This window comes from Mycolicibacterium gadium, from assembly GCF_010728925.1.
Taxonomy (GTDB): Bacteria; Actinomycetota; Actinomycetes; order Mycobacteriales; family Mycobacteriaceae; genus Mycobacterium; species Mycobacterium gadium.
On sequence record NZ_AP022608.1, the window covers coordinates 572,181 to 595,529 of the forward strand.

The 23,349-nt window shown below is 66.6% G+C and carries 23 protein-coding genes; 13 read left to right on the forward strand and 10 right to left on the reverse strand.

What is annotated here, in order from left to right; all coding sequences use genetic code 11:
* Position 1 precedes the first annotated feature (1 nt).
* Positions 2 to 2,905 carry an excinuclease ABC subunit UvrA gene (gene uvrA / locus G6N36_RS02730; protein ID WP_163684736.1) on the forward strand — a complete coding sequence of 968 codons (2,904 nt, stop codon included), beginning with the start codon at positions 2 to 4 and terminating at the stop codon, positions 2,903 to 2,905.
* Here uvrA and G6N36_RS02735 read toward each other — a convergent pair.
* Positions 2,895 to 4,070: a winged helix DNA-binding domain-containing protein gene (locus G6N36_RS02735; RefSeq protein ID WP_163684738.1), complete on the reverse strand. Its 1,176-nt coding sequence runs from the start codon at positions 4,068 to 4,070 to the stop codon at positions 2,895 to 2,897. The genes uvrA and G6N36_RS02735 overlap by 11 nt on opposite strands.
* Positions 4,071 to 4,186: 116 nt before the next feature.
* Between G6N36_RS02735 and G6N36_RS02740 the strand changes: the two genes are divergently transcribed.
* From G6N36_RS02740 to G6N36_RS02750, 3 genes are all read left to right on the forward strand, one after another.
* On the forward strand, positions 4,187 to 4,672 hold the full coding sequence (locus G6N36_RS02740) for a lipoprotein LpqH (protein WP_163684741.1): 486 nt from the start codon (positions 4,187 to 4,189) through the stop codon (positions 4,670 to 4,672).
* Positions 4,673 to 4,734: 62 nt separating this feature from the next.
* The gene (locus G6N36_RS02745; RefSeq protein WP_163684743.1) at positions 4,735 to 6,357 is read left to right on the forward strand and encodes a hypothetical protein; all 1,623 of its coding nucleotides are present in this window, start codon (positions 4,735 to 4,737) and stop codon (positions 6,355 to 6,357) included.
* Positions 6,339 to 7,574: a CHAT domain-containing protein gene (locus G6N36_RS02750; protein WP_163684745.1), complete on the forward strand. Its 1,236-nt coding sequence runs from the start codon at positions 6,339 to 6,341 to the stop codon at positions 7,572 to 7,574. The genes G6N36_RS02745 and G6N36_RS02750 overlap by 19 nt, the downstream gene beginning before the upstream one ends.
* On the opposite strand, the gene G6N36_RS02755 is transcribed toward G6N36_RS02750, so the two are convergent.
* Positions 7,575 to 8,036, reverse strand: coding sequence for a hypothetical protein (locus G6N36_RS02755; protein ID WP_163684747.1), 462 nt, complete (start codon positions 8,034 to 8,036; stop codon positions 7,575 to 7,577).
* A 72-nt stretch (positions 8,037 to 8,108) separates the two neighbouring features.
* Between G6N36_RS02755 and G6N36_RS02760 the strand changes: the two genes are divergently transcribed.
* Both G6N36_RS02760 and G6N36_RS02765 read left to right on the forward strand, forming a co-directional pair.
* Positions 8,109 to 9,419: a hypothetical protein gene (locus G6N36_RS02760; protein WP_163684749.1), complete on the forward strand. Its 1,311-nt coding sequence runs from the start codon at positions 8,109 to 8,111 to the stop codon at positions 9,417 to 9,419.
* Positions 9,416 to 10,504: a hypothetical protein gene (locus G6N36_RS02765; protein WP_163684751.1), complete on the forward strand. Its 1,089-nt coding sequence runs from the start codon at positions 9,416 to 9,418 to the stop codon at positions 10,502 to 10,504. The genes G6N36_RS02760 and G6N36_RS02765 overlap by 4 nt, the downstream gene beginning before the upstream one ends.
* Here the strand turns inward: G6N36_RS02765 and G6N36_RS02770 are convergent.
* Both G6N36_RS02770 and G6N36_RS02775 read right to left on the reverse strand, forming a co-directional pair.
* Positions 10,498 to 10,815 carry a hypothetical protein gene (locus tag G6N36_RS02770; RefSeq protein ID WP_170311104.1) on the reverse strand — a complete coding sequence of 106 codons (318 nt, stop codon included), beginning with the start codon at positions 10,813 to 10,815 and terminating at the stop codon, positions 10,498 to 10,500. The two genes, G6N36_RS02765 and G6N36_RS02770, sit on opposite strands and share 7 nt — an antisense overlap.
* Positions 10,816 to 10,831: 16 nt before the next feature.
* Positions 10,832 to 12,178, reverse strand: a complete 1,347-nt coding sequence (locus G6N36_RS02775; protein ID WP_235689954.1) for an alpha/beta hydrolase — start codon at positions 12,176 to 12,178, stop codon at positions 10,832 to 10,834.
* A gap of 99 nt (positions 12,179 to 12,277) precedes the next feature.
* Between G6N36_RS02775 and G6N36_RS02780 the strand changes: the two genes are divergently transcribed.
* Both G6N36_RS02780 and G6N36_RS02785 read left to right on the forward strand, forming a co-directional pair.
* Positions 12,278 to 12,934 (forward strand): response regulator transcription factor, encoded by a 657-nt coding sequence (locus G6N36_RS02780; RefSeq protein ID WP_163684755.1) that lies wholly within the window; start codon positions 12,278 to 12,280, stop codon positions 12,932 to 12,934.
* Entirely contained in the window at positions 12,931 to 14,094 is a 1,164-nt protein-coding gene (locus G6N36_RS02785) for a sensor histidine kinase (protein ID WP_163684757.1), read from the forward strand. Before G6N36_RS02780 ends, G6N36_RS02785 begins: the two co-directional genes overlap by 4 nt.
* Here the strand turns inward: G6N36_RS02785 and G6N36_RS02790 are convergent.
* The 4 genes from G6N36_RS02790 to G6N36_RS02805 form a co-directional block, all read right to left on the reverse strand.
* A complete protein-coding gene (locus G6N36_RS02790; RefSeq protein ID WP_163684758.1) occupies positions 14,088 to 14,453 on the reverse strand; it encodes a hemophore-related protein in 366 nt (121 codons plus the stop codon). The two genes, G6N36_RS02785 and G6N36_RS02790, sit on opposite strands and share 7 nt — an antisense overlap.
* Complete coding sequence (locus G6N36_RS02795; protein WP_179964702.1) at positions 14,453 to 14,737, reverse strand: hypothetical protein; 285 nt, start codon at positions 14,735 to 14,737, stop codon at positions 14,453 to 14,455. Before G6N36_RS02795 ends, G6N36_RS02790 begins: the two co-directional genes overlap by 1 nt.
* 140 nt (positions 14,738 to 14,877) lie before the next feature.
* Positions 14,878 to 18,210, reverse strand: coding sequence for a bifunctional lysylphosphatidylglycerol synthetase/lysine--tRNA ligase LysX (lysX, locus tag G6N36_RS02800; protein WP_163684760.1), 3,333 nt, complete (start codon positions 18,208 to 18,210; stop codon positions 14,878 to 14,880).
* Between the two features lie 45 nt (positions 18,211 to 18,255).
* Entirely contained in the window at positions 18,256 to 18,618 is a 363-nt protein-coding gene (locus G6N36_RS02805) for a DUF1844 domain-containing protein (protein WP_083128917.1), read from the reverse strand.
* Between the two features lie 181 nt (positions 18,619 to 18,799).
* Here G6N36_RS02805 and infC point away from each other — a divergent pair, with 181 nt between their 5' ends.
* The 4 genes from infC to G6N36_RS02825 are packed head-to-tail and all read left to right on the forward strand — an operon-like array spanning position 18,800 to position 20,855.
* Positions 18,800 to 19,438, forward strand: a complete 639-nt coding sequence (infC, locus tag G6N36_RS02810) for a translation initiation factor IF-3 (RefSeq protein WP_163684762.1) — start codon at positions 18,800 to 18,802, stop codon at positions 19,436 to 19,438.
* 11 nt (positions 19,439 to 19,449) lie between these two features.
* Positions 19,450 to 19,644, forward strand: coding sequence for a 50S ribosomal protein L35 (gene rpmI / locus G6N36_RS02815; RefSeq protein ID WP_163684764.1), 195 nt, complete (start codon positions 19,450 to 19,452; stop codon positions 19,642 to 19,644).
* A 51-nt stretch (positions 19,645 to 19,695) separates the two neighbouring features.
* Entirely contained in the window at positions 19,696 to 20,085 is a 390-nt protein-coding gene (rplT, locus tag G6N36_RS02820; protein WP_163684766.1) for a 50S ribosomal protein L20, read from the forward strand.
* A 23-nt stretch (positions 20,086 to 20,108) separates the two neighbouring features.
* Complete coding sequence (locus tag G6N36_RS02825) at positions 20,109 to 20,855, forward strand: TrmH family RNA methyltransferase (protein WP_163684769.1); 747 nt, start codon at positions 20,109 to 20,111, stop codon at positions 20,853 to 20,855.
* A gap of 76 nt (positions 20,856 to 20,931) precedes the next feature.
* Here G6N36_RS02825 and G6N36_RS02830 read toward each other — a convergent pair whose 3' ends face one another.
* Complete coding sequence (locus tag G6N36_RS02830) at positions 20,932 to 21,711, reverse strand: SDR family NAD(P)-dependent oxidoreductase (RefSeq protein WP_163684771.1); 780 nt, start codon at positions 21,709 to 21,711, stop codon at positions 20,932 to 20,934.
* Positions 21,712 to 21,784: 73 nt separating this feature from the next.
* Between G6N36_RS02830 and G6N36_RS02835 the strand changes: the two genes are divergently transcribed.
* On the forward strand, positions 21,785 to 22,111 hold the full coding sequence (locus G6N36_RS02835) for a hypothetical protein (RefSeq protein ID WP_235689955.1): 327 nt from the start codon (positions 21,785 to 21,787) through the stop codon (positions 22,109 to 22,111).
* Here the strand turns inward: G6N36_RS02835 and G6N36_RS02840 are convergent.
* A complete protein-coding gene (locus G6N36_RS02840; protein WP_163684774.1) occupies positions 22,108 to 23,346 on the reverse strand; it encodes an acyl-CoA dehydrogenase family protein in 1,239 nt (412 codons plus the stop codon). The genes G6N36_RS02835 and G6N36_RS02840 overlap by 4 nt on opposite strands.
* Positions 23,347 to 23,349 lie beyond the last annotated feature (3 nt).

The following is a 23,349-nucleotide window of genomic DNA, read 5'->3' on the forward strand; positions in this document are numbered from 1 at the left end:
GGTGGCTGACCGCCTCGTTGTGAAGGGTGCGCGCGAGCACAACCTGCGTAGCGTCGACCTTGATTTACCGCGTGACGCGCTGATCGTCTTCACCGGTCTGTCCGGTTCGGGCAAATCGTCGCTGGCGTTCGACACGATCTTCGCGGAGGGCCAGCGCCGCTACGTCGAGTCGCTGTCCGCCTACGCGCGCCAGTTCCTCGGCCAGATGGACAAGCCCGACGTCGATTTCATCGAAGGTCTTTCGCCGGCGGTGTCCATCGACCAGAAGTCGACCAACCGCAACCCGAGGTCGACGGTGGGCACGATCACCGAGGTGTACGACTACCTGCGTCTGCTGTACGCGCGCGCCGGCACGCCGCACTGTCCGGTGTGCGGTGAGCGCATCGCTCGCCAGACGCCACAGCAGATCGTCGACCAGGTCCTCGCCATGGACGAGGGCCTGCGGTTCCAGGTGCTCGCACCGGTGGTGCGCACCCGTAAGGGCGAGTTCGTCGACCTGTTCGACAAGCTGAACACCCAGGGCTACAGCCGCGTCCGGGTCGACGGTGTGGTGTATCCGCTGACCGAGCCGCCAACGCTGAAGAAGCAGGAAAAGCACGACATCGAGGTCGTCGTCGACCGGTTGACGGTCAAGGCGAGCGCCAAACAACGGCTGACGGACTCGGTGGAGACGGCGCTGAACCTGGCCGACGGCATCGTGGTGTTGGAGTTCGTCGACCGGGAAGACGACCACCCGCACCGCGAGCAGAGGTTCTCCGAGAAGCTGGCATGCCCGAACGGTCACCCGCTCGCCGTCGATGACCTCGAGCCACGGTCGTTTTCCTTCAACTCGCCGTACGGCGCCTGCCCGGAGTGCACGGGGCTGGGCATTCGCAAGGAGGTCGACCCCGAACTCGTCGTCCCCGATCCGGACCTGACGCTCGCCGAGGGCGCGATCGCACCGTGGTCCATGGGGCAGACGGCCGACTACTTCACCAGGATGCTGTCCGGTCTCGGTGACCAGATCGGCTTCGACGTCGACACCCCGTGGAAGAAGCTGCCCGCGAAGGCGCGTAGAGCGATCCTCGAAGGCTGCGACGAGCAGGTGCATGTGCGGTACAAGAACCGCTACGGTCGAACCCGGTCCTATTACGCCGATTTCGAGGGCGTGATGGCGTTCCTGCAACGTCGTATGGAGCAGACCGACTCCGAGCAGATGAAGGAACGTTACGAGGGCTTCATGCGTGATGTGCCGTGCCCGGAGTGCGAGGGCACCAGGCTGAAGCCGGAGATCCTGGCGGTGACGATGACGGCGGGGGAGTACGGGCCGAAATCGATCGCCGAGGTCGCCGAACTCTCGATCGCGGAATGCTCACAGTTCCTCAACGCGTTGACACTTGGCTCGCGTGAGCAGGCCATCGCGGGCCAGGTGCTCAAGGAGATCCAGTCGCGGCTCGGGTTCCTGCTCGACGTGGGGCTCGACTATCTGTCGTTGTCGAGGGCGGCGGGCACGCTGTCCGGTGGTGAGGCGCAACGCATTCGGTTGGCCACACAGATCGGCTCCGGGCTCGTCGGGGTGTTGTACGTCCTCGATGAGCCGTCGATCGGGCTGCATCAGCGTGACAACCGGCGGCTCATCGAAACGCTGATCCGGTTGCGGGACCTGGGCAATACGCTGATCGTCGTCGAGCACGACCTCGACACCATCGCCCACGCCGACTGGGTCGTCGACATCGGGCCCGCGGCGGGTGAACACGGCGGTCAGATCGTGCACAGCGGCACGTACGAAGATCTGCTGACCAACACGAATTCGATTACCGGCGCCTACCTTTCGGGCAAGGAAGAGATCGAGGTCCCGGCGATGCGCCGGCCCGCCGACCGCAAGCGGCAGCTGACCGTCATCGGCGCGCGCGAGCACAATCTGCGCGAGATCGACGTGTCGTTCCCGCTCGGCGTGCTGACGTCGGTCACCGGCGTCTCCGGGTCGGGCAAGTCGACCCTGGTCAACGACATCCTGGCGTCGGTGCTGGCGAACAAGCTCAACGGCGCACGGCAGGTGCCGGGTCGGCACACCCGCGTGACGGGGCTGGACAAGCTGGACAAGCTCGTGCGCGTCGACCAGTCGCCCATCGGCCGAACACCGCGGTCGAACCCGGCCACCTACACCGGCGTGTTCGACAAGATCCGCACATTGTTCGCGGCCACCACGGAGGCGAAAGTCCGTGGCTATCAACCCGGCCGGTTCTCGTTCAACGTCAAAGGTGGCCGCTGCGAAGCGTGTTCGGGTGACGGCACCATCAAGATCGAAATGAACTTCCTGCCGGACGTGTACGTGCCGTGCGAGGTGTGCCAGGGCGCCCGCTACAACCGCGAGACCCTCGAGGTGCACTACAAGGGCAAGACCATCGCCGAGGTGCTCGACATGTCGATCGAGGAGGCGGCGGAGTTCTTCAAGCCCATCACGTCGATCCATCGATACCTGGCGACGCTGGTCGACGTGGGACTCGGCTACGTCCGCTTGGGACAGCCCGCGCCGACGCTCTCCGGTGGTGAGGCGCAGCGCGTCAAGCTGGCGTCCGAACTGCAGAAGCGGTCCACCGGCCGCACCATCTACATTTTGGACGAGCCGACCACGGGCCTGCACTTCGAGGACATCCGTAAGTTGCTCGCCGTCATCAACGGCCTGGCGGACAAGGGCAATACGGTCATCGTCATCGAGCACAACCTCGACGTGATCAAGACGTCGGACTGGATCGTCGACATGGGTCCCGAGGGCGGAGCGGGCGGCGGAGCGGTGGTCGCGTCCGGCACCCCGGAGGACGTCGCCGCCAACCCCGACAGCTACACGGGCCACTTCCTGGCCGAGGCGCTGGGTGTCGCGCGGCCGGCACCGAAGAAGCGCAAGCGCAGCAAGGTCAGCGCTTAGCCAACGTCCCCTTTGACAGCGGGGAGGGGAAGCGCGGGTTGATCCGTACGCCGGCGAGCCAGTCGGTCAGCTCGTCGGCCCGCCGCTGCAGCGCCTGCCGCGCTTTACGGTCGACATCCTCGAGGAGTCGCAGCTCGACCCGCCCGTCGGCGTCCTGACCCCATGCGCCGACGATGCGACCGTCACACCATGCCGTCGGACCGCCGTTTCCGTTGGTGTCGAACACCTGACCGCGGTGCCCGCCGAGATACCAGTCCCGGTCGAACCACCCCATCGTCGTGACGTCGAGCCCGGGCAGCAGCGCACACCACGGTTCGGCATCCGGTTCGACGTCCAGATCGTCGGAGAGTACGAACCCGGGTGTGCCGTGGAGATCCACCTCGACCGCCTCGAGGTCGACAAGGGCCTGCCGCGCCCACGTCAGCGTGTTGCCGAACCACCATTTGATGTCGGTGACGGTCGCCGGGCCGAACGCGCGCAGCCACCGTCGCACCAGTTCGGTGCGCGCGACGTCCGGCGACACCGCGTTCGGCATCGACGGCAGCCAGCCGGACATCGGCGCCCAGCGCGGTCGCGACACCGTCCACGATCCGTCGTTCGGTCCTCGGACGATGTCACCTCGCACCGACAGCGACGTCAGAATCCTCGGTGCCAGCGGTGTTTCACCGCCCCACCGCTTGCCGGGCGCGGGATCGTGGTGCCCCGCCAACTCCGGCAGCGCGGCACGCAGGTCCTTGGCGCTGGTCGGCCCGTGCTTGCCGAGGTGTTTCATTACCGCCCTGGACGCGGCGGCCAGCCATGAGTCGCCGTCGCCGCAGACGCCGGCCTTCTGCGCGTCGGCAACGAGCTTGCGTCGTTCGTTGTCGGCCACCCGGTCGCTGGCGCCCGCTTGGATGTGGGGCAGGTCGTCGGCGCGCACCACCCACAGCGTTCGTCGCATCGCCAGGTGCTTCACCAGCGTCCGGCGGTCGTAGAGCTCGGAGTCCAGGTCGGCGATCGTGAAGCCCGGCATCCGCGCCCACAGCGAGAGATAGGGCGTGGCCGGATCGGTCGCATGCAGGCCGACGACATCGCCTGCGACCTGAGCCGGGTCCTGTGCGGGCGCGTTGAGAAAGTGCCTGCGCGCGAGCCGGGCCCGCCGCTCGGCAACCGTGAATGACCGCATCGCCTGCGAACGCTACCTGCGAATACCGACAAACTTTGGGATCGGTAGCCGCGTCCGCCGCCTTGACTGAGCTCACGACGACGCCAGTGGGGCGGCGTATGACGAAGGAGAAATCGATGAATCGAGTTGTCGCGGGTGTGGTTGCACTGGGTCTGGGCGCGGCCGTCCTGGTGGGCTGTTCGGACGAAAAGCCGTCGGCTGCACCAAACAGCGAGGCATCCGGAAACACGCAGGTGAGCACGAGCGGCTCGACCGAGGTCAAGGTCGGTGGCAGTGACCTGTCCGGCCTGGACCTGAACTCGGTGACCTGCGTCAAGCAGGGCGGAAAGATCAACGTCGCCAGCGCGGCGATCAACGGCCAGTCCGGCCTCGCCGTCGTGATGACCGACGAGGCGACCCCGACCGTGGAGTCGCTGGCCATGTCGGTGGACGGCAACGCGCTCGGCGTCACCAACACGATGGGCGCGAAGACCGGCTCGGCCGAGGTGAAGGTCGACGGCAGCACCTACACCATCACCGGCGAAGCCACCGGCGCCGACATGGCGAATCCGATGGCGGGCATGGTCACCAAGCCCTTCACCATCAAGGTGAACTGCACCTGATCGGGCGCCGACCGGAAGCGGCGGACGTACCCTCCACGTCCGCCGCTTCCTATGATTCAGAAATGACGATCGTGGCCGACCTCGAGCGGGCACGCCAGTTGTCGTTGGCCGCCAAAGAGGAGGCGGCCAAGGACCTGCTGCTGTCACTGGTTCCCGCGATCGAGGCGGCCGACCGTGACGATTGGCTGCTCGAGGTGTACGCACAGCTGGGCGAGCTCTATCTCGTTCGCACCGCGTACGACGGGACCGACGAGTCTGTGCGCCGCATCCGCGAATGCCTCGCGACCTACCAGCAGGTCCGGGCGGGCAACCGGCCCGATTTGGCGGAGCAGGTGACCATGTCGGACGCCGAGATCGACCACATGACCTGCCGGTACTCGCGCCGCGCGCAGTTCCTGCAGACGGGTCTGGCGGCCGCGCACGGTGACCACGAAGCCGCCGAGGCGGCGCTGCTGGTGCTGACCGAGGACACGACCGACTATCCGGATCTCGCCGACGAACACCGACGCTTCATCACCTTCGCGCGCATCCTCTGCGCCAACGCGCTCTGTGAGGACGATCTGCACGTGCAGTCGGTTCCCCTGTGGGAAAAGGTGATCGATGCGATCGAAGGTACGGACGGCAGCGATGAATTCGACGACTACCTCCTTGTCAACGGCGCGACGTCGTACGGCAGGTTCTGCATCGAGACAGGTCGGCTGCCGCAGGCCGAGCCATGGCTGCGACGGGCAGGTGCCCGCGCCGAAGCGCGGAACTGGGCATTAGGCACGGCGAGAACGCAATTCGAACGTGCGACGGCGGCGTGGGCGCTGGGCGACCGCGCCAAGGCGCAGGACCTGGCGCACGCGTCGTATCCGGCGATCGCCGAGGGGCTGCGGGCCCATGACGTCTCGCGGTGCTGGCTCTACTTCGGCCTGATCGCGCTGTCCATCCATGAGCTCGACGACGCCGACGAGCGATTCGGCCACGCCGAGCGGCACTGGCGCGAAATCGAGAAACCACTCCACATCCACCGTATTCTGTTGCAGCGCAGCTGGGTTGACATCTTCCGGGGCGACTTCGACGCGGCACGCCGCCGGACCGAAGAAGCACGCGAACTCCTCGATTCATGGCCGCGGCACAGCTGGCTGCAATACGCCCGCCTGCATGACCACATCGGCAGCATCTGGCGTGCGGACGCACTGGCCGACCCTGATAACGCGGCGGCCAAGCTTGAGAAGGCGGCCGAACTGAAGGTACCCGCTGCGCTCGCGGTCGACTCGGTGCGTCACCTGATCACCGATGCCGACGCCCGAATGCGCTGGGCCACCCATGTGTCGGCCCGCATGCTCGCTGGGGCTTTCGCCGTGGCCTGGGAGTGGGGCAACACCGACCTCGTCAGCCAGTTGGTCGAGTATCACAGTGCACGAGGAACATTCAGCGCCGAGCCCGATCAGGAGCCCACTGAATGGACGGGGACCGCGACAGCTGCGGTACCGCTGGAGACCATCGACGAGTACGCGCTGGTCGCGGCGGGCGAGTCGCTGTCTGTCGCGGGTGCGGGGCTGACGCGGCTGGGTCCGCTGCCGGCGCTGCAGATGGATCCGACCTCAGGTCAGATTCTGACGCGGTATCGCAGCCTGGCGCGCGAACGGTACGGCCGCGACGTGACCGCCGCCGGCGCGACATGGGCGACGTGGCCGTGACCCCAGGGGAAACCCAGGCCGAAACCGCCACGCTGGTCCTGCGCTTCGCCGACGTCGGAATCGCCACGTATGTCAGCCTGCGCGTCGTAGGGCAGCCGTCGAGGACCGTGACGTGGGTGATCGAGGAGGCGGCGCTACAGGCCGCACTTGACGAATTGACCGCCGCGTTGCCGGATCCGATCGACACCGAGACCCGACGCGACGCCCTCGAACGCGCAATCACCAAGGGCGCCTTCGCGTCGTCCGCCACCGAAATGTCGATCGCCCGCACACTCGGCACGCAGCTGATCGCACCCGACGCCTGGCAGTTACTTCTCGACTGCGTCGCGTCACCCCGGGCCGTGTTGTTCGTGTCGCCCAGCGCGCGGCTGGCCCGGGTCCCGTGGGGTCTCGTCGCGATGCCCGGTGACGACGGACACCGACTCATCGAGCTGGTCGACGTCCTAATGGCCGCTCCGCCGAACATCGTGCACTCACCGCGCGAACCCGCTGGCTGGTCCGGCCGGCAGGGCAGACCGCCGCTGCTGGTGCTAGATCCCCGGGTGCCCGGTCAGCGGCCGGATTCGGCGTTGGGTTCCGTACTCGGGCGTCCGTCACCGGATACGTTGCTGGCCAAGCACTTCGGCGAGCTGATACGAGGCCGGAAGGTCCTGCCCGATGTAGCGTCGTCGGTCGACCTCTTCCGGCGTGCCGATGCGGACCGCGCCTGGCTCGAGGATCTGTTGGCGCAGCAGCCCAGTCGGCTGCTGTACGTCGGCCACGCGACCGCGGCCGACGGCGACGTCGGACACGCTGACCGGGCCGCGCTTCACCTGGCCGACGAACGACCGCTCACCGCATCGGATCTCATGGCACTGAGGCTTCCCGTTCCGCCACGCGTCGGCCTGCTGGCCTGTGCGTCCGGCGGTGACTATCGGTTCGACGAGGCGACTGGTCTGGTCGCGGCGATGATTCTCGGCGGCGCGGAGCTGGTGACGGCCACGCTGTGGTCGCTGCCGACGGCCGCTGGCTACCGGCTGTTCGCGTCGACGAATGATGCCGACCCGATGTCTGACGCGATCCTGGCCGTCGACCGCGCGCACGAGGCCGAGGATGCCGGGCGAACGGTCAACAGCTGGCAACGTGAACGGATGCGCCGCTGGACCGACGGTGATGCGACCGCGAGCCCGCTGTACTGGGCCGCGTTGGCGACTTTCGCGGTCGACGGTGCCCGGTGATCAGGCCGGCGACACACAGACGGCGACCGCGGACTCGTCGTCGGAGCGGTAGTACGTGTCGACCAGGCTGCCAGGCGAGACCTTCGTGATGGCCGATTCGGGAATGAGTGCCTTCTCGTGAGCCGCGAACTGTCCGCCGCCGGGGCGATGCACCATCACGTCGAGCTCGACTTCGCGGAAATCCTCCCGCGCGCGCCCGGTGGTCCGCATGCCGGTGATCACCGCGCGGGATTTGGTGCCGTGTCGGATCAGGTCGATTTGACCATCGGTGACCAGGCCTTTCGCGACCAACATGCGGTCGAATTCGGCGCGAATGGCCGCCATGTCGTCGGCGGTGGCAAGGCGCTCGTCGGCTTCGCCGCCTTCGGGGGTGACGACCTCGTCGCGGTCGGGAATCAGGTAGGCCAACGCCGTGGCGACGAGCAGGAACATGACTAATGCGATCGAATACGCGCTGGACATGCCACCAGGCTCGGACACCCGGTCGGCTACCGAACCCAACTTTGCCGGGTACCCGACTCTTATCCTGTTGCTATGAGCACTGCTGAGACGGCCATCGCCGTCGCCCATCCGCGGCGCGCGGTCATCGACCGCGCGTGGCGCGCGATCGGGCCTGGTGTGGAGGTGCTCAGTGGTGACGACGGCGGCCCGTTGCGGCGCACCGTGAAGCGGATCATCGACCCTTTGGTGCTTCGGTTGCGCTCCAACACCCAGTTCTCGGCGCCGTTCGTGGCCGTCGACGTCGCCGAGGCCATGCATGACGCGATCGTGGGCCAGGCCGCCCAGATGCGCGCGGCGGCAGCATGGTTCGAGCTGCTCAAGCGTGAGCGCCGTCGGCTGCGGATCACCAGCGGGAACGCCCAGGAGTTGTATTTTCCGGTGTGCTTCGAGCTTGCTGTGACGAAAGGTGCACCTGCACAGACTGATTCCGGTGAGGCCGAATCGGTGCTGCGTGAGATCCATGCCGACCGCGACCGCACCGCGATCGAAGTGCTGAACACCTATTCGTCGGACCATCTCGTCATCTCGGAACTGTCGGACCAGCTGCGCTCCAGCTGGAAAGACGTTCGGCCCGGCAACCAGATCACCGGTCCCTTCCTGTCCGGGTTGACCACGGTGCTGGGCCCGGCCGATTCGCACGGCGCTTCTGCGGCGCGGCAGCGGGTGTGGCAGGCGCTGATCGCCGATGTCACCCCATACAACCTTGGCGCGGCCGCGCATGAACGCGGGTCACAGCTGCCGTGGTCGATCGTCGCGCTCGGCCTGAGCTCCGCGGAACCGCAGGGTCCGCCGGAGGTCATCGGTGGGTCCGACGGCGAACGGCCGCTCAATCGGTCGGTGATCGACCGGGTACGCGCAACCCTTCGCCGTGCGATGGATCGCGAAGAACTGCCAGAGGTTCCGGTGCTGTGCGAGGAAGAGGTCGACCGGTGCTGCGCGCCATGGGGGCTGATGGGCGAGGACAAGCAGGCGACACTGGTCGCCGGCATCGAGGTCGCCGTAGACCTGGCGCCGCTGTCCGAAACCGCGACCACTCGATATGACCTCGCCCGTCAGATCCAGGCCCGGCTGCGCAAGGAGGCGTACGTGCTGCACGCGCGTCGCTATCTTGCCGACAGCGGGCCGGTCCACCCTCGCCAGCAGCAGGTGATCGACGACCTCGCTGCGTTCGCCCGACCGTATCTGAGCCGACTGTGGGCGCGCTTGCATGGCCGCGACGTCTGGCAGGAATCCTGTTCCGACGTCGACGACGTCCGCGCGCTGTTGGAAGGCGTCGCGCGGTCGGTGAGTCTCGACCACCGGCAGCGCATCAAGACGATGCTGGAAGTGCAAGTGGCCGGATGAAGTTGATGTCGGATTCCGGGCTGTGGAGTACGGGACCCTCCGCGGCACCTTCTCCGCTGCACGCCGTACTGGAGGTCAGCGGTGCGGTGCTGTCGTGGACCGTCGACGATCCGTCCGCTGATCCGCAGATCACGTTCACCGATCCCGCGAGGGCGGACTGGCTGTGGCGCGTGCTCGGCGAGGACGGACATCGCGCGGTCGCGTCCACGGTCGATCACGCTCCACCCGAGGATGCGCAGGCGGTGGACCTGGCGGGGGTAGATGTGTTGCCCGGCTCGCTGGACCCGTTGCGGCGGTTGGCGTTCGGTCATTGGTTGCGGCGGTGGTGGCCGGCGAGCCGGCGCGATGGGATCGCGGCGCTCGACGCCGCGTTGCTGGATGCGGAGATCGCGATTCTCACTGTGGCCGCGGAGGACTTCTTCTCCGACGACACCTTCGACTCCGACGTGGCCGAGGTGTTGCGGCCGCACGTCGCCGCGCTTAACGCCCATGTCCACGAGGGTGACCCGCGCGTCGTCGAGCTGGTGCAGAAGTGCACCGACCTCGCCGACGAGGTGGGCATCGTCTTCGACACGCCTGCGCGCTCCAGTCGCAGGGACGATTACGCGCTGGCTGCGGGCGGGGATGGCGGACGGACGTCGACAGCGACCGTTGCGACGGGTGTTGGCTCAGTGCACTGGTCCGCCGTTCCCGCCGGTGTCTTCGACGCGGCCGAGAACACCGTCAATTGGAGCGTCGAGTCTGCCGACGACTCAGTGACCGCCACTGTGCGCGTGGAGTTGTCGGGTCTGGGCTCGCCCAGTGGCGTGCCGGTACGGTTGCGCTCCGGCGCTTTCGGAGGTGACGGAGTGCTCGGGGCCGACGGCCGTGCGGCGTTTCCCGTCGTGGGCCCCGATCAGCAGTCGATATCGGAATCGTCAGCGTGGGACCATGATTGGCGCGTGACCACGCTGACGGTCGGCGCCGGCGGCGGGGAGTCGGCGCAGACGCGCGAGCGGATTCGGGACTTCGCGCGGTCGCGGCTGGCCTCACCGGCCGAGGACGCCTACCTTGCCGAGATCCTGGCCGCCGAATCCGACTACTGAGACTCGGGTTTGCGCATGGATTCGCGGATCTGCGCAAGCCGGTCGGCCGCGGCACGCTGCCGCGCTTCGTACTGCTCCTCGACGGAGCGGCCTTCCGGTGTTTCGGCATCGAGTTCCGCGGCGCCGATCGCCGTGCCGTAGCGGGTCTCGATCTTCTCGCGCACCGAATCGAACGTGGGTACACCGCCTGCGGTGTAGCCCGTGTCGACGGGTTCTGCCGGCGCCGTCGCCGGACTCGCCGAAGGCGCCGGATCGGGCTCGACAACGGCGTCGATGATGGCTTCCGGCTCCTGGGCTGATTCGTCCGGCATGCGTCCACGCTACCCGCTACCTGGCGGCCACCTGAACGATCGGTGGAGGCGGTGGTGGCGGCAACGGCACATGCGGAGCGCCGGGGGTGAGGAGTTGACCGGCCATCCAGGGCAGTGCGGTCGCGAAGGCGTGTGATGCGAAGGGCCAGTCGTGCTTACCGGGCTGCACAACGACTGCGCAGCTGATCCCGTTGGCGTCGCCCAGTGAGCACAGCGAGTTCGCGGCCGAACTCTGCGCCGGGGCCGCTTCGCTGTTGACGGCGAACCAGCCGGTCACATCGTCGTAGCGGCCGTGTCGCGTGATGACGGTGGTGGGATCGAAGGACGCATAGGCGGCGGCGTTGCCGCCGAACAGCCGAGAGATGGTCTCGTCTTTCGTCCCCGAGTTGGGCGCGATGTCGCCGGCGATGTCCTCGAATGCGCCGAACATGTCGGGATGCATGACAGCCAGGTCGATGGCGCACGTGCCGCCCATCGACCAGCCCACCACGCCCCAGTTGTCCCGGTGGGCGCTCACGCCGAACTTCGAAACCATAAAGGGGACAACGTCTTTGGTGAGGTGGTCGGCGACATTGCCGCGGCTGCCGTTGACGCACTCGGTGTCGTTGTTGAACGTGCCGCCGGCGTCGACGAAGACCAGCACCGGCGCATTTCCGCGGTGGGCCGCTGCAAAGTTGTCCGCGACGGTCACCGCGTTGCCGATCCGTACCCAGTCGGCGGGGGTGTTGAATTCGCCGCCGATCATCATGATCGTCGGCATGGGTGGCGGAGGGTCGGTGGCGTACCAGGCCGGAGGCAGGTAGACGAGTTCATCGCGATGTTTGAACCCTGACGCCCCGTCTCCGATCTGCACCGGTACCACGGTGCCTTTCGCGGGAATCTGATGGCGGTGCTGCAACGCCAGGACGGTCACCTGATCTGTCTGGTCAGGCAGCGGACCCGCGGTGAGCTGATTCCACGCCGTCTGGACGGTGGGGAAGTACCCGGTCCACAGGTTGAGTGAGAACGCGGCACACAGCAGGCACAGCGGCACCGCGGAGGCCGCCACCGCACGCCGCCACCACTGCGCTCCGCGCCAGCCGGCCACCAGCACGCCCGCCGCGGTTCCCGTCAGCCCGATCCACACCCAGAGCACGTCGGGTGCGGGATTGCCCGCGAGGCCTTCTGATTCGACATACCAGTAGGCGGCCGCGGTCAGGGCCACCCCGCACAGCACCGCCCACGGCACCCAGACGTATCGCCAACGTCGGATACCCCAGTAGATGGCCGCCACCAGCGCGATGCCGGCCAGGACCTGGACCGTGATCGGGATCCAGCCGTGCAGCAGCGACGAATGGTGGCGCAGCAGGTCGCGGAGCGTCACGGCCACAAGAGTGACTGCCGATCCTTGTGCTCCGCTGTGAGCAAGCTGCGGGCATGCACCTAACAGCGACCTAACGCGTCTGACGTGCACCATATTGGTATGCGCGTTCTGGTTGTCGAGGATGAGCAGCTGCTGGCCGACGCCATCGCGGCTGGGCTGCGCCGCCACGCGATCGCCGTGGATGTGGCCTACGACGGTGACGCCGCTCTCGAGCGGGCGGCAGTCAACGACTATGACGTCATCGTGTTGGATCGCGATCTTCCGACCGTCTCCGGCGATTTCGTATGTGCTCAACTGACCGAATCGGGCGCGACGGCCAGAATCCTGATGCTGACGGCGGCCACGGCGGTCGTTGAGCGGGTGAGGGGCCTGCAGCTTGGCGCCGACGACTACCTCACCAAACCCTTCGCGTTCGCCGAACTCGTGGCGCGCGTCCATGCCCTGTGTCGGCGGTCGCGGCCCGCGGTCTCGCCGGTGCTGGAACGAGCCGGTATCCGACTGGATCCGCATCGGCGCACAGTGTCGCGCGAGGAGAGACCGATTTCGTTGACGCCCAAGGAGTTTGCGGTGCTAGCTGAGTTGTTGCGCGCTGAGGGAGGCGTGGTGTCTGCCGAGCATCTGCTGGAAAAAGCGTGGGACGAACACATCGATCCGTTCACCGGCGTCGTCCGCTACACGATCATGATGGTGCGCCGAAAGCTTGGCGAGCCGCACGTGATCGAAACCGAGGCCGGTGTGGGGTATCGCATCCCATGACCATCAGGGTGCGCCTCACAGTGCTGTACGCGACGGCCTTCTTCATCGCCGGAGCGGTGCTGATCGCGCTGATGTACTTCTACCTGGACCAGTCGATGGACCGTCGCCCCGGAGCAGGTGCACAGAGTCTGGTGAAACAGTTTCTCGCCGAACGCGGGCTCCGCGAGTTTCCCGTCGCCGAGAATCTGGTGTCCGCCTTCGCTGCGCAGGCGGAACAACAACGCGAGGACATCAAACGCGGAATGCTGACGTGGTCTTTCGTATCGTTGGGTGTCGTCGGCTTGGCAGCGGGCGGATTCGGGTGGCTGCTGGCCGGTCGCGCACTGCAGCCCCTGCATCAGATCACCACCACAGCAAGGCGAGTGGCGGATCGCAGCCTGCACGAGCGGATTGGGCTCGACGGGCCCGATGACGAGATCAAGGACCTCGCAGACACGTTCGACGCGATGCTGGAGCGCCTGGATCATGCTTTCGACGGTCAACGCCGATTCGTCGCGAACGCCTCGCACGAACTGCGGACCCCGCTGACGATCAACCGCACACTGATCGAGGTGGCCATCGACGACCCCGACGCCCCCGAGTCGACGCGCCGCCTGGGAGCTACGTTGCTGGACGTCAATCGCCGCCATGAGCGCCTCATCGACGGCCTGCTGGTGCTGGCGAGCAGTCAGCAACAGCTCGCCCGCCGCGTGCGGGTCGATCTCGCCGACATCGCACGCCGGGTGGTCGCCCTGTCGGAGACCGCCGCGGCGGAGGCGGGCGTCGAGGTCATCCCGAGGCTCACCCCCTCGTATATCACCGGCGATCCGGATCTGCTGGAGCGCTTGGTGGGGAACCTGATCGACAACGCGATCCGGTACAACCGCGCCGAAGCAGGGTGGGCGATCGTGTCGGTGTCGAACGATGAGGGGGCAAGCCGGCTGTCGGTCGAAAACTCGGGATCGGTGATTCCGCAGTCTGCAGTCGACGGGATATTCGAGCCCTTTCATCGCTTGAGCGTCAGCGACCGAGCCTCTGACGGTGGCCCGACGAGTCGAGGGGCCGGACTGGGCCTGTCGATCGTGCGGTCGATCGCCACCGCGCACGGCGGTGAGGTACGTGCGGTGGCCCGCCCGGATGGCGGGCTCACCGTCACGTTTGTCGGGTCGAGCGATCAGTAGTTGTGACACGTGTCAGCGATGCGCTGCATCATCATCAGCTTGTCCTGTCCCTCGGGCGTATTGCGCTTCTGCGCAATCATCGACGCCACATCTGGATTGCGGTCCATGAAGGACTTCACCCGCTGCCGTCGTTGGTCGATCGGCAGCGCCAGGAGTTCCTGGATCTTCGCTTGCGCGTTGGGACGTTCGGCCAGTCGTCCCGATGCCTCGGGTGCCTCGACCTGCAGGGCTGCCTCGATCTGCGCGTAACTACACGTGGTTTCGATGAGCGGCCCGGCGGGCTGCGCCGAAGCAGGCCCCGCCGTCATCAGCGATAGGGCCCCCGCTAGCCCGAGGACGCCGAGCATCACGCGTGGCATCAGAACACCCCCGGTCCTGGTGCTCCGAAGCCAAGTCCGGGTAGCAGTCCGAGTCCGGAGGCCGGCCCGCCCAAACCTCCGCGACCCGGGCCGGGGAGGAGGCCGGGGCCTGGTGCCCCGAAGCCCGCCCCCGGTAGCAGTCCGAGTCCGGATGCCGGTCCGCCGAAGCCACCCAGTCCCGGTCCGGGCAGGATGCCGGGGCCTGGTGCACCCCAACCGATTCCGGGATCGGCGGTGGCTGTAGCCGTACCGAATAGAAGCGGCGCACATGTGAGTACGGCCACCGTGGCGAGGCTGCCTGTTGCTCTACGAAGGATCATCTGTTCTCCAATCAGTTGGGCGCGCGGCTGCGCGATTTTCCGACCCGAGAACAGTTGATCAATGCGGCTGTTGGGCTGGCGTTAGGAGCTGAGTCGCGTGCCGACTAACGCGGTTTGGCCAAGGGGAACGGCAGCGTTTCGCGGATGCTGCGGCCGGTGATCAGCATGACGACACGGTCCACACCCATGCCAAGGCCACCGGTCGGCGGCATCGCATATTCCATCGCCTGCAGGAAGTCCTCGTCGAGTTCCATGGCCTCGGGGTCACCGCCCGAGGCCAGCAGCGATTGTTCTTGCAGTCGGCGCCGCTGCTCGACGGGATCGGTCAACTCGCTGTACGCCGTGCCCAATTCGACACCCCATGCCACCAGGTCCCAACGTTCCGCCACACCGGGGATGCTGCGGTGCGGCCTCGTCAGCGGCGACACCGACGTGGGGAAGTCCTTGTAGAACGTGGGCGCTTCGGTGCGGTCCTCGACCAGGTGTTCGTACAGTTCGAGCACCACCGCACCGGCGTCCCAGTGGGTCAGATACGGGATCCTCGCGCCGTCGCACAGTCTGCGTAGCGTCGTCAGGTCTGTCTCGGGCCCGATCTGTTCGCCCAGCGCTTCCGAGACCGCCTCGTGCACGGTCTTGACCGTCCACTCACCTGAAATGTCAACGGGTTCCAGCGTGCCGTCGTCACCGGGACGCATGAACACCTGTGCTCCGTTGGCGGCCTGAGCGGCGTTCTGGATCAACTCCCGGCAGCCGTCGATCCACACGTTGTAGTCGGCATGGGCCTGATAGGCCTCCAGCAGCGTGAACTCCGGATTGTGGCTGAAGTCGACGCCCTCGTTGCGGAATGCCCGGCCCAGCTCGAACACGCGCTCGACACCACCCACGCACAGACGCTTCAGGTAGAGCTCGGGAGCGATCCGCAGATATAGATCGAGGTCATAGGCGTTGATGTGGGTCAGGAACGGCCTGGCGTTGGCGCCGCCGTGAATCTGCTGGAGTATCGGCGTCTCGACCTCCAAAAACCCCTTGTCGAAAAGGTTTTCACGGATCGCGTGCAGAACCCCGCTGCGGGCCCGGATCAAGTCGCGGGCCTCGGTGTTGATGGCCAGGTCGACGTAGCGGGCGCGCACCCGTGCCTCCTGGTCGGTGAGCCCTTTCCATTTGTCTGGCAGTGGACGTAGGCATTTTCCGATCAACCGCCAGTTGAGCACGATCAGCGAGCGGGTGCCCTTCTTGCTGTAACCCATGGTGCCCGTCACCTGGATCAGGTCGCCCAGATCGATGGCATGCGTGAAATCGGCGGTCGTTCCGTCGTCGAGCTGCGAGTTGTCGAGCAGCAGCTGAACTTCCCCCGACCAGTCGCGCAGTTGCGCGAACAGCACGCCGCCGTAGTCGCGGATGCGCAGCACGCGGCCCGCGACGGTCAGTGTGCTCGCACCCTCGGATTCGAGCGCGGCAAGGATCGTGTGGCTGGGTTGCTCACCGACCGGGTACGCGTCGACGCCGTTGTCCTGCAATGTCTTGAGCTTGGCCATCCGGACCCGGACCTGTTCGGGCAGACGGGACTGTTCCTCCTCGTCCAGCCCGACTTCCAGTTCGTCGGCGTCGGGGGCGGTGCCGTCATGGTGCAACAGACCGCGGTCGATGATGCTCTGCGGCACCGCGATGTGGTGGCCGGTGTGCGGCTGATCGTGGCGTCGGGAGAACGGCAGCACCAGGAAGCCTTCTGCGATCACCGAAGCCACGCCAACGCGGGGGACCAGCCGCGCGTCCTCGTAGCAGGCATAGCGCGGCACCCACTCGGGCTGATACTTCATGTTCGAGCGGTACAGCGTCTCCAGCTGCCACCAGCGGGAGAAGAACACCAGCAGCGCCCGCCACAGCCGTGCGACCGGGCCCGCGCCCAGCTGGGCACCTTGCTCGAATGCCGAGCGGAACATCGCGAAGTTAAGCGAAACACGCGTCACCCCAATGCCTTCGGCCTGCATGCACAGCTCGCTGACCATGAGCTCGATGGTGCCGTTGGGAGATTGCGGAGACCGGCGCATGAGGTCCAGCGAGGCCCCATTTGCGCCCCATGGCACCAAGGAGAGCATCGCGACGACCTGTTCACCGCCGGCCCCGGGCTGAACCGCCTCCACGAGTAGGCAGTCGCCGTCGGCCGGGTCGCCCAGCCGGCCCAACGCCATGGAGAACCCGCGCTCATCGTCGGTATCGCGCCACGTGTCGGCCCGCTCGACCACCTTGGCCATCTCGTAGGCGTCGAGATCACGATGTCTGCGGATCCGCACCGAGGCACCGGCGCGCCGCGCGCGCGTCACCGCCTGCCGCACCGCGCGCATGTCCGGGCCCGACAAGCGGAAGTTGTCCGGATACAAAATCGCCTCGTCGCCCAGTTGCAGCGCGTTGAGACCGGCGGCGCGAAATGCCTCGGCTCCAGTCGAACTCGCGCCCATCACCCCGGGTGCCCAGCCGTAGGCCTGGCACAACCGCAGCCACGCCTCGATCGCCTGGGGCCAGGCTTTGGGGTCGCCGACCGGGTCGCCGCTGGCGAGGCAGACGCCGACTTCGACGCGGTAGGTGATGGCGGCGCGGCCGGACGGTGCGAACACCACGGCCTTGTCGCGGCGCGTCGCGAAATAGCCCAACGAGTCGTTCTTGCCGTACAACTCGAGCAGTCCGCGGATCGCCGACTCGTCTTCGCCGGTGAGTGCGTTCTCCGCGCGCTGCGACTGGAACAACACGATCGCCGCGACCATCAATGCCAGTGCGCCGAAGAGACCCAGCAGGGCATTGACGAACACGTGCGGGTGACCGGTGAACGAGTCCGAGCTGGCACCCGCGAAAGCACCTACCCGATTCAATGCGTAGAAGAAGCGGTCCTCGCGGGCGAGTGATCCAGGGGAGAGCTCGATCAGACCCCAACCGATCAGGGTGCCGACGGCCAGCCCCGCGACCAGTGTTGCCGCCGCCTTGATCAGCGCCCCACGGCGGACCTTGGCCCAGAACTCCTTGCGGGCCAGCACAAGGAAGGCGATCGCGGCGAGGTGGAACGCCAGGCCGATGACCTCGCCGCTTTCCTGGAGCCACGATTCGTCACCGGAGACGAGGTCGCCGACGTTCCAGCCGAGGGCCGCGACCATGTATCCGACGAGAATCCACCACGCGATGCTCTTGCGGGCCGCCAGCGCCGCGGCCAGCAGCGCCAGCACGAACGCCCACGCGAAGCTGGTGTCGGGGAAGTTGAAGATGTAGTCGTTGACGAACTCGCGCGGCACCTTGATGAGCGAGCGCACGAACGGCGACACACTTGCCAGCAGCGACAGGGTGGCGATGATGCCGACCGTCCAGCCGGCCGCGGGGGGCACCCACCTGAAGGCGGAGGTACGGCGCGCCTTTGCGGTGCTCGCAGAGTTGGCCGGACTAGTCACCGTCATAAAGCGCGAGGATATGCGCTCGACCCGCGAAATTGGTGTTACTGGCTACCAGACCGGGCCGGTGTATTTCTCCCCGGGACCGTGACCCGGTTCCTCCGGCGCGGCGCTCGCTTCGCGGAACGCGAGCTGCAGGCTCTTCAGCCCGTCGCGCACCGGTCCGGCGTGCGGGCCGAGGTACTCGGCGGACGCCGTCACCAGCCCCGCGAGCGCGGTGATCAGCCGGCGCGCCTCGTCGAGGTCGCGGTGCGGGCTCTCATCGGGGTCCTCGGCCGACAACCCGAGCTTCTCGGCGGCGGCGCTCATCAACATGACGGCGGACCGGGTGATCACCTCGACGGCGGGAATATCGGCCAGCTCGCGGGTCGGCAGCTCGGCGGCTGGTTCCGGCGATGCGGGATCCTGGGTCATCCCTGATAGGATGGCATGCGCGACCGTCCCGGCGTACGCCAGGGACAGCAAGTGGAGTCCCACTCCCACCGCTGACCATACCGGTACAGCGGTCCGGTCACAGGCATCCGATGCCTGTCCTGGTCGGCTTTGGGCCCTGCTTTGAGCAGGGCTTTTCTGTTCATTGAACAGATGCTGATGGGTGGGGTTCCTAGACGACAACATAGGAGGCCCCATCAGCACTGAGACCCGCGTCAACGAGCGCATCCGCGTACCTGAAGTCCGTCTCATCGGACCAGGCGGCGAGCAGGTAGGCATTGTGCGCATCGAAGACGCTCTCCGCGTCGCCGCGGATGCCGATCTCGACCTTGTCGAAGTAGCCCCGGACGCCAAACCACCGGTTTGCAAGATCATGGACTACGGCAAGTTCAAATACGAGACGGCCCAGAAGGCACGCGAGTCTCGCAAGAACCAGCAGCAGACCGTCGTCAAGGAACAGAAGCTGCGTCCCAAGATCGACCCGCACGACTACGAGACCAAAAAGGGACACGTGGTCCGCTTCCTGCAAGCGGGGTCCAAGGTCAAGGTGACGATCATGTTCCGCGGACGCGAGCAGTCGAGGCCCGAGCTGGGCTACCGACTCCTGCAGCGGCTGGGCGCCGACGTCGCCGATTACGGCTTCGTCGAGACGTCGGCCAAGCAGGACGGCCGCAACATGACGATGGTGCTGGCACCGCACCGCGGCGCGAAGACTCGCGCCAAGGCGGCGCACGATGCCGACGCTCCCGCCGCGCAACGCGCACAGCCCGAGAGCGCACCGACCGAAACACCACAGAACTGAACTGAGGACACATGCCAAAGGCGAAGACCCACAGCGGCGCTTCCAAGCGGTTCCGGACCACCGGAACCGGAAAGATCGTGCGCCAGAAGGCCAACAAGCGGCACTTGCTCGAGCACAAGTCGAGCCGCCGTACCCGCCGGCTCGAGGGCCGTACCGAGGTGGCGGCCAATGACGTCAAGCGCGTGAAGAAGCTGCTCAACGGCTGACAGGCCCCCCTGTCCGGACCTGAACGAACCTGAACGAAGAGGAAAACCCCCATGGCACGCGTAAAGCGCGCAGTAAACGCGCAGAAGAAGCGCCGCACAATACTCAAGGCATCCAAGGGCTACCGCGGTCAGCGGTCGCGGCTGTATCGCAAAGCCAAAGAGCAGCAGCTACATTCGTTGACCTATGCCTACCGTGACCGGCGTGCCCGCAAGGGCGAGTTCCGCAAGCTGTGGATCTCCCGGATCAACGCGGCGGCCCGCGCCAACGACATCACCTACAACCGGTTGATCCAGGGCCTGAAGGCCGCCGGGGTCGAGGTGGACCGCAAGAACCTGGCCGAGATCGCCGTCAGCGATTCCGCCGCCTTCACCGCGCTGGTGGAGGTCGCCAAGGCTGCGCTGCCCAGCGATGTCAATGCGCCGTCGGGCGAGGCTGCCTGACGCTCACCGAACGCGCAGACCGGGTGGCGGCAGCGATCAAGCTGCACCGCCACGTCGGACGACGCCGCGCCGCACGCTTTCTCGCTGAGGGACCCAACCTCGTCGAGGCCGCGATGCGGCGCGGACTCGTCTCCGAGGTCTTCGTCACCGAAGCGGCGCAGGCCCGGTTCGCATCGCTGCTCACCGATTCCGACGTGCATGTGGTGACGGAGCGAGCCGCGAAAGCGTTGTCGGACACGGTTACTCCGGTCGGTCTGGTTGCGGTGTGCTCGGTGCCCGAGACCTCGCTTGCCGACGTCCTCGCCGATGCCCCACGGCTGCTGGCTGTCGCGGCGGAGATCTCCGAGCCCGGTAACGCGGGCACCCTGATTCGCATCGCCGACGCGATGGGAGCCGACGCCGTCGTACTCGCCGGCCAGAGCGTCGATCCATACAACGGCAAGTGTCTGCGTGCCTCGGCCGGAAGTATCTTCTCGATTCCCGTCGTATCCGAGCCGAACGCCGCCGCGGCGGTGTCGGGGATCGCTGCAGCCGGACTTGCGGTGCTGGCCACCACCGTCGACGGCGAAGTATCGCTGGACGATGCGGACTTGACTGCGGCGACGGCGTGGCTGTTCGGGCCGGAGGCGCATGGGTTGGCGACCGAACTGGCCGAGATGGCCACTCAACGGGTGCGAATCCCCATGCCCGGCAATGCCGAAAGCCTCAACGTGGCATCGGCAGCGGCGATCTGCCTGTACCAAAGCGCCAGGGCACACCGAACTTCCTAGCGCGAGCAGACGCGTACACCCCCAGATTCACTCCGGAAAGGGGGAATTCACGTCTGCTCGCGTGCGCGCAGCGCCGCTAGTTGGCCTTCAGAAGCTGCTCGGAGATCTGCACCATCAGCCTGCGCGGCGTGACCCGGTAACCATTGGCCAGCAGAAGGTTTCGCCAACCCGAGACCACGGTCGGAGCGGACTTGTCCAGCGCCGCCATCGCGGTGTCGACGACCTGTTTGGCGGTCTGCCTGCCGTCGGTGAGGAACTCCTCTCCGGTCCGCGCGAAGAACTCCGTCTCTGTCGCACCCGGGCAGAGTGCGAAAACGCGCACCCCGGTTCCCTTGCACTCCTGCCAGAGCGCCTCGGAGAACGACAGCACGAAGGCCTTCGTGGCGCCATAGACCGCCATGCCCGGCGTCGGTTGGAACGCGGCCGTCGATGCCACATTGATGACGATGCCGCGCCCCGCTGCCGTCATGGCCGGGAGATGGGCCGCCGTCAGGTCGACCAGGGTGCCGCAATTGAGCTGGATCTGCGCCGCATTGGCGGCGGCGTCCTGCCCGACGAACTTGCCGTGCAGACCCACGCCGGCGTTGTTCACCAGGATGTCGATCGTCCTGCCCAGGTCGCTGACCTTCGACGCCAGGTCAGGACCGGAGCCCGGGACGGCGAGATCGGCGGTGATCACGTCGACCGTCAGGCCGGGATGTTGCTCGGTCAGCTGTGTGCGCAGCTCAGCGAGCTTTTGGGCGCGGCGAGCGACCAGGACGAGGTTGACCCCGCGCTTCGCGAACTGAACGGCGAATTCCTCGCCGATTCCACCGCTGGATCCGGTGATCAACGCTGTCTTGGTCTTCAGGTCCACGCAGTCAGGCTAATCGGCGAACGGACATGTCGTACCTCCGTGCCATTGTCTGCGCACGACCGACTCGCTGGAGGTGAGGGGGACCGATCTTCGGTACCTGCTCACGGCGTATTTGTTCGACCATGGTCCCGCGACAATCGACGAACTGGTCGACGCGCTGGCGTATCACGGCTTCCGTCCGGCCGGGCGCGCGTCGAAGTCGGTGTCGGAAGCGTTGCGCTGGGAAATTTTCCAGGGCCGGGCCGTGCGGTTGCGCCGCGGTCGGTACCGTCCGGGGACCATGCCGCATACGACCGCACACCGGATCTACCAACGCGTGCGGGCTCTGCACGACGAGGTCGCTACATCGTCGTTCAGCCACCGGCAACTGCGGACCCCTCCGATTCCGCCGGCCGCCTAAGCGTCGTTCAGCAGACCCCGCGCCACGTGGGTGATCTGAACCTCATTGCTGCCCGCGTAGATCATCAATGACTTCGCGTCGCGGGCCAGTTGTTCCACGCGGTATTCGGTCATGTACCCGTTGCCGCCGAATACCTGCACCGCCTCCATTGCCACGTCGGTGGCGGCCTGCGAGCAGTACCACTTGATCGCCGACGCCTCTGGCAGCGAGATCGGCTGACCCTTTTCCGCCGACTCGATCACCCGGAACAGGATGTTGCGCACGTTCATTCGCGCCACCTCCATATTCGCGAGCTTCAGCTGAATCAACTGGAACTGCCCGATTTCCTGACCCCACAGCTTTCGAGTCTTCGCATAGTCGACACACAGCCGCAGGCATTCCTCGATGACCCCCAGTGACATCGCGGCGACGCCGATGCGCTCGGCGGAGAAGTTCGACCGTGCACTGGCCCGCCCGTCGCCGGCTGAACTGTCTTCGGTTTCACCGAGCAACCTGTCCCGGCCCAGGCGCACATTGTTGAAGAACAGCTCGCCCGTGCGGGAACTGTGAATCCCCATCTTGCTGAACGGCTTTGACTGGACGAAGCCCTCCATGCCGCGATCGAGTACAAACGTCAGCACCTTGCGGTCACGCTTGTCGGCTCCGTCACCCTCGTCGAGCTTCGCGTACACCACGACCACATCGGCATCGGGACCGTTGGTGATGAACGTCTTCTGACCGTTGAGGATGTAGTCGTCCCCGTCACGCACGACGTAGGACTTCATGCCGCCGAACGCATCGGAGCCCGAATCGGGTTCGGTGATCGCCCAGGCGCCGATCTTGTCGTAGGTGACCAGGTCCGGCAGCCAGCGTTCCTGCTGGGCCAGCGTGCCGCGGCCCTGGATGGTCGGCACCGTCAGCCCGAGGCTGACCCCCATACCGGTGACGATGCCCATCGACACCTTGCACAGCTCGCTGACCACCACGAAGCCCATGCCGCCGGAACCGCCGCCGAACATGCCGCCGCCCGAGGATTTGCCGGACGACTCGCCGCCGTCGCGAAGCTTCGCCAGCCGCTTGTCCAGCGACTCACGTGCCATGTCAGCGATGCCGAACGTCGCGAACAGCTTGCGGATGATCGGGTACGGCTCCATGTCACCGCTTTCGAGATCGTCGACATGGGGTCGAATCTCTTTGTCCACGAACTCCCGTACGGCATCGCGCACGGCAAGGTCAACGTCAGTCCATTCCAGCATGAG